The sequence below is a fragment of the Ruminococcus difficilis genome (assembly GCF_016680995.1).
Window position 1 is genome coordinate 1 of the sequence record NZ_JAEQMG010000148.1, and the last position, 5660, is coordinate 5660.

General features: G+C 38.3%; 6 protein-coding genes. 5 read left to right on the top strand and 1 reads right to left on the bottom strand.

Annotated features, from left to right (window positions below):
- Positions 1-27 precede the first annotated feature (27 nt).
- A complete protein-coding gene (locus tag JKK62_RS13890) occupies positions 28-513 on the top strand; it encodes a hypothetical protein (RefSeq protein WP_092965553.1) in 486 nt (161 codons plus the stop codon).
- A 269-nt stretch (positions 514-782) separates the two neighbouring features.
- Positions 783-1481 carry a transglutaminase-like domain-containing protein gene (locus JKK62_RS13895; RefSeq protein ID WP_092965565.1) on the top strand — a complete coding sequence of 233 codons (699 nt, stop codon included), beginning with the start codon at positions 783-785 and terminating at the stop codon, positions 1479-1481.
- A gap of 156 nt (positions 1482-1637) precedes the next feature.
- On the opposite strand, the gene JKK62_RS13900 is transcribed toward JKK62_RS13895, so the two are convergent.
- Positions 1638-2516: a helix-turn-helix transcriptional regulator gene (locus tag JKK62_RS13900; protein WP_201428417.1), complete on the bottom strand. Its 879-nt coding sequence runs from the start codon at positions 2514-2516 to the stop codon at positions 1638-1640.
- A 354-nt stretch (positions 2517-2870) separates the two neighbouring features.
- On the opposite strand from JKK62_RS13900, the gene JKK62_RS13905 reads away from it, so the two are divergent.
- The 3 genes from JKK62_RS13905 (at position 2871) to JKK62_RS13915 (ending at position 5082) form a co-directional block, all read left to right on the top strand.
- The gene (locus tag JKK62_RS13905; protein ID WP_436286314.1) at positions 2871-3431 is read left to right on the top strand and encodes a class I SAM-dependent methyltransferase; all 561 of its coding nucleotides are present in this window, start codon (positions 2871-2873) and stop codon (positions 3429-3431) included.
- Positions 3432-3680: 249 nt separating this feature from the next.
- Positions 3681-4889, top strand: a complete 1209-nt coding sequence (locus tag JKK62_RS13910; protein WP_201428418.1) for a zinc-ribbon domain-containing protein — start codon at positions 3681-3683, stop codon at positions 4887-4889.
- A 13-nt stretch (positions 4890-4902) separates the two neighbouring features.
- On the top strand, positions 4903-5082 hold the full coding sequence (locus JKK62_RS13915) for a hypothetical protein (protein WP_201428419.1): 180 nt from the start codon (positions 4903-4905) through the stop codon (positions 5080-5082).
- Positions 5083-5660: the final 578 nt, after the last annotated feature.

A 5660-nucleotide genomic window follows, 5' to 3' on the forward strand; every position in this document is an offset into this window, starting at 1 on the left:
AAATCGGAATTTGTTGAGGTGAAGGTTATGCATTTTGGCTTTTCTTATATTGGTTTGATTTTTCTTTTAATGCTGTTTATACCTAATTTCTTCTGGACAAAAAACAAGCCTAAGGACTATGACGAATATGCAAAGTGTGAAAACAAGGTGTTATTGATTTTAGAACGAATAGGAGAAGTAGCTGTTTCATGTCTTATTTTGATTTTCAGCGACTTTAACCCGCAAGGACTCTCAATTTGGCTTCTTTGGCTTTTTGCTTCGTTTGGTTGCATGATTCTTTATGAACTATACTGGATTCGCTATTTCAGAAGTGAAAAAACGATGAAAGATTTTTACAGCAGTTATTTAGGTATCCCTGTGGCAGGCGCAACCCTGCCTGTTTTATCAGTCTTATTTATTGCGGTTTATGGGAAAAATCCTTTTCTTTTTGCAGCCGGTATCATTTTAGGAATCGGGCACATCGGTATTCACCTGATGCACAAAAAGGAAATTACCAGTCGGGAAAAGCGATAACACAAATTCTGATTTACAGCATTAATCTATACTATCGCAGGCAGCCTTATATGAGGTTGCCTGATTTTTTATGCCCAAGAACGAATCGCAAACTTCGATTTTCTCCTGTTTCTCATATAATATAGGTAAGATAAACAATCGCATATTTTAATGAATTTGACCTTGATGGATTCGTTTTCATCAAGGTCTTTTTTATTTGACGGATAGACAAAATCAGGCAGAAATGATATAATGATAGAAAAATAAATCGGGATTTGAAGGTGAACATATTGAAACAGTATTTGAGAGAAACAAAAATGTTAGATTTTTCAAGCCCTAACATTCAAGAACTCATAAAGGAAAGAAAATGGACAGATTTGAATGAGTTTGATTGTCTTAAATCTATCTACAATTATGTAAGGGATGAAATCTTGTTTGGATATAATATTGATGACAATATTCCTGCTTCAAAAGTATTAAAAGACGGGTATGGACAATGCAATACGAAGGGAACACTTTTTATGGCGTTGCTTCGTTCTTGCGGAATACCATGCCGTGTTCATGGATTTACCATAGATAAAGAATTACAAAAAGGTGCAATGACGGGATTTGTTTATAAAAAAGCACCGCAAAATGTATTTCATAGCTGGGTTGAGGTGTATTTTGAGAATAAATGGTATGAATTGGAGGCATTTATCCTTGATAAAGAATATCTCTCTAAACTACAAAAACAGAATGCAGAATGTTCAGGACAATTCTGTGGATATGGTGTTGCAGTAAAAGATTTTCAACATCCGGTAATTGATTTTGACAGAAATAATACCTATATACAAAGTGAGGGGATCAATCAAGATTTCGGAGTGTATGATTCTCCTGATGAATTACTAAAAGAACATCATCAGGAAATGTCGGCAACTAAAGCATTTGCATATAGGCATCTTGGAAGACATTTAATGAACCACAATGTAAAGAAACTGAGAAATATATAAATTCTGATTTATCGCAGTTACTATTATGGCAATCGCAGGCAGCCTTATATGAGGTTGCCTGTTTTTTATGCCCAAAAACGAATCGCAAACTACGCTTTTCTCCCGTTTCCTATATAATGATTCACAGCTGACATCTCCTTTTTGTATTTTTTAATTCTATTCATTTCTGCAAATAACAAGCTCGCTCTTCATTCCGTTAAGCTCGATAACATTTTCTGAGTCTGCGACGCTGAAATCCTCCGCCTTTTTTCCGTCCATTTCATATGAAATGCTTGTGCCGATACCCTTTTTAACAGCGGTAAATTCGGCATTTTCGGGAACACAGATTCGTGAGGTTGCCGAAATCTGATTAACCTCAACGGATCCGCTTAAGGTGTTGCACACAATGTTCATATCAAGGTTGCAGTCAATCTCAAGCGTACCGACAAAGCCGTCAATTATAACATTATGTGTTTTTGTTTCAAGCTCAAGATTCTCGCAGTTCAGATTCTTGACCTCAACCCCGCCTGCATTTATTGACGCTTCAATTCTGTCGATATACTGACTGGGGAGCTGAACAAAAATCATCACCTGCTCCTTTGCGTTTGCCTCGGTCATACCGTTTTTGCGGCTGATGTCAATGTCAATGTGATTTTTGCTGTCGTCAATCTTCACCTTAAAATCACTCTGAAGTGTTGCAAGCGTGTTAGACGCAAGGCGAACACGGATTTTTTCGCCTTCATAGCCAGACAGCACAAGTGTATTTGCACCACCCAAGTTCATATCATAACGCTTTATGTTGTCAATATCGTACTCGGTTACGCTTTCATATAAATAGTCGGTCTGCTTTTTCTCAATCTTTTCGTTTGAGAGCAGCTCATCAACGGAAACATTGAAAAGTGAAGATAAAGCAAGCATATTTTCAATATCGGGGATTCCCGTGTTATTTTCCCACTTGGTTATAGCCTGTCTTGAAACTCCGATTTTTTCAGCCAGCTTTTCCTGCGACATACCCGACTGCTTACGCATTGATTTTAATTTTTCTGCAAATGTCATATTGATGACCTCCTTAATTTGTTGACTTAATTTTAGATAATTTTGCTTTACAAAACAAGAAATTACGGTTTACATCGGCATATTTTTTCGCTACTTTGCGTAGCATTTGGCTTATTTACTGCGTTTTCATCAGAAAATCATTTTTCCATAAGAATATAATACCTTAAAATCCCATTTTTGCAAGCCATTCTTTTATGTTGCTTTAATGGATTAGTTTTCATCAAGGTCTTTTTTTATTTGACGGATAGACAAAATCAAGCTGATATGATATAATCATAGAAAGATAAATCGGAATTTATCGGGGGATAAATAATGTTTTGGAACAAGGTAGCACGACTGTAAGACTTATTTGAAATAACATATAATAAAAAAGTATATAAGGGTACCGGAATAAAAGTTGCTGATTTCATCAATGCTGAAGACGAAGTTTTGGAATGTGCCTGCGGAACAGGTGCTATTAGCGTATCTATTGCTCCAAATTGCCGTAAGTTAATTGCAACCGATTATTCTGAAGGAATGCTGAGACAAACGAAGAAAAAACTTGCCGCATATAACAATGTCAAAGTTGAGCCTGCGGACATTACTGCATTGCATTATGCTGACAATAGCTTTAACAAGGTGGTGGCAGGTAATGTGATACATCTTTTGCCGAATCCCAAATCAGCACTGGATGAATTGTTTCGTGTCTGCAAGCCCGGCGGGAAACTTATCATTCCAACGTATATATATACATCTCAGGATTCTAACAAATTTGAAATTGGGTTTATTCAATTATTGGGATTTAAACATAATCGGAAGTTTACCGAAGAATCCTATAAAGAGTTCTTTTCAAGTTACGGAATAGATAATGCACAATATTATATCGTTAATGGGCGTATGCCTTGCGACATTGCTGTTATTTCCGTTGAAAAGTAGCACCGTTGCAAATATTGATTTAGCGAAACAACCGACCCGCCGTTGATGAATCCTACCTTTACAGCACACTTAACCAAAGGCGGATTTGGCTGCCGGGGCTCCCGGCAAATTCTGATTTATCGCATTTACTATTATGGCAATCGCAGGCAGCCTTATATGAGGTTGCCTGTTTTTTATGCCCTGAAACGAATCGCAAACTACGATTTTCTCCTGTTTCCTATATAATATAGGTAAAGGAGAGGATAAGGTATGAAAAGAATGTTAGCTGATGTTTGCCCTGAACTTATAAATGAATGGTCACAGCGCAATTTACCTCTTACGCCGGACAGCGTAACGCACGGCTCTAATAAAATAGTATGGTGGAATGGCAAATGCGGACACGAATGGCGAGCTTCAATAAAAAACAGAGTAATAAGTGGAAGCGGTTGCCCTTACTGTTCCCACAATGCGATATTAGAGGGCTACAATGACCTTGCTTCCCAAAAGCCCGAACTTGCCGCCGAGTGGTCAGCCAGAAACGCACCTCTACTCCCTACACAAGTAACAGTCTTTGCTAACCGCAAGGCTTGGTGGAAATGCAAAGAGTGCGGTAATGAATGGGAAACGCTCATTTCCACACGGTCAGACGGCAGTAAATGCCCATATTGCAGTGGATATATATTACTAAAAGGATTCAATGATTTTGCAACGCTATATCCGCAGCTTGCCGAGGAATGGTCAGATCGGAACCTACCACTTACTCCTGATACCGTAAATGATAAATCCCGTAAAAATGTATGGTGGAAATGTCGGACTTGCGGTTATGAGTGGAAATCGGTTATACATTCAAGAGCTAAAGGCGCAATGTGTCCCGTTTGCGCTGACAGAGCCGTATTGACAGGATATAATGACTTGGCTACAACAGATCCACATCTTCTTGATGAATGGGACTTTGATAAGAACACCGACTTTTTACCAGAACACATTTCAAGACACTCAATGTACAGCGTTTGGTGGAAATGTCCTCTCAACCATTCATATAAAGCCGCTATATCAGACAGAGCAAGCGGAATGGGCTGTAAGGTGTGTGATAAGGAGTACAAGAGCGTACTACCCAAATTAGCGATTATGGTATATGCAGGAATGAATAAAATGTCTGTTAAGTTTGATGATGACAGCATTATCGGTATTCCATTAGAATCATATCTATCCGAAGAAAAGCTCGCTATTGAAACTTCTAAACCTAATGAAAACGAATACAGACTAAAGCAATACCTTTGTAAAAAGCGGAATATCAAGCTCGTGTATATTCCATACAAACGTACCGATGAAATATCCCTATTGGAAAAGATAAAACAGGCGTTTCGCTCTGTTCATATCTATATAAACTCAGATACAGAAAAAGACGCAGAGATTATTAAACAACGCTTTTATGATTGGAGATTAAGACAATCTCAATCCGTTATAGCTCAAAAGTGAGGAGGAATTTATAATGAAAAACCCGAAATACCACGTTTATCTAACGAACGAAGAACGCTCAGAGGTTTTGAAATCTCTGATTGACCTCAAAAATGAAATGATCGCACAGGGTAAATATACTGATGTATTAGATGAAATCATCGTCAAGCTATATAAAGCCCGAAAGAAGAATATAAAGGTAATATACAATTAAATATAGCTTATAGCCGTCTGTTCCTTAATTGGAGCAGGCGGCTTTTTTGCGTTTTAAAAGGAAATTTAAATTTTTTTGAAAAATTTTCAAAATCTTACTTCAAAAATGACCTCTCCCAGTGGGTACAAGTGAGAGGGTTGTTTCCGAGCAATCGGAAAAGACCTTTTCACGAACTTTGACAACTGAATATCATTTCTTCAAGTACGTTACTTGTGTAAGCAGAAATGCAAAGCTATTTCAGCGGTACGCCACGACCTCCTTTCAGGAGCGAGCGCTAATTCCGTCTGTGAGTATCGGGCTGCTCCCGATATGGCGACAACCTACACAAGCGATAATGATACTTCTCTACGGAGCTGGCGGAGAACCCGGCAGAGGTGAGATTCCTATGAGCCTGATAGCAGTCAGGCGCTTGAAGAACTTCCCATATAGATTTATCTATCCGCTGGGGTGTCGAGGACAAATAAGCGGAAAAGTTACATAGCTGTTTTTGCAGGACAGCTATAAAACTATTTGAAAGGAGGAAAACGAATGCCAAACTGCAAAACTATTGCTATATGCAATCAGAAGGGCGGTGTCGG

Bases quoted from the DNA above. Each gene is read 5' to 3' on its own strand.
- JKK62_RS13915 (WP_201428419.1), top strand. From the start codon at position 4,903: ATGAAAAACCCGAAATACCACGTTTATCTAACGAACGAAGAACGCTCA.
- JKK62_RS13900 (WP_201428417.1), bottom strand. From the start codon at position 2,516: ATGACATTTGCAGAAAAATTAAAATCAATGCGTAAGCAGTCGGGTATG.
- JKK62_RS13910 (WP_201428418.1), top strand. From the start codon at position 3,681: ATGAAAAGAATGTTAGCTGATGTTTGCCCTGAACTTATAAATGAATGG.
- JKK62_RS13890 (WP_092965553.1), top strand. From the start codon at position 28: ATGCATTTTGGCTTTTCTTATATTGGTTTGATTTTTCTTTTAATGCTG.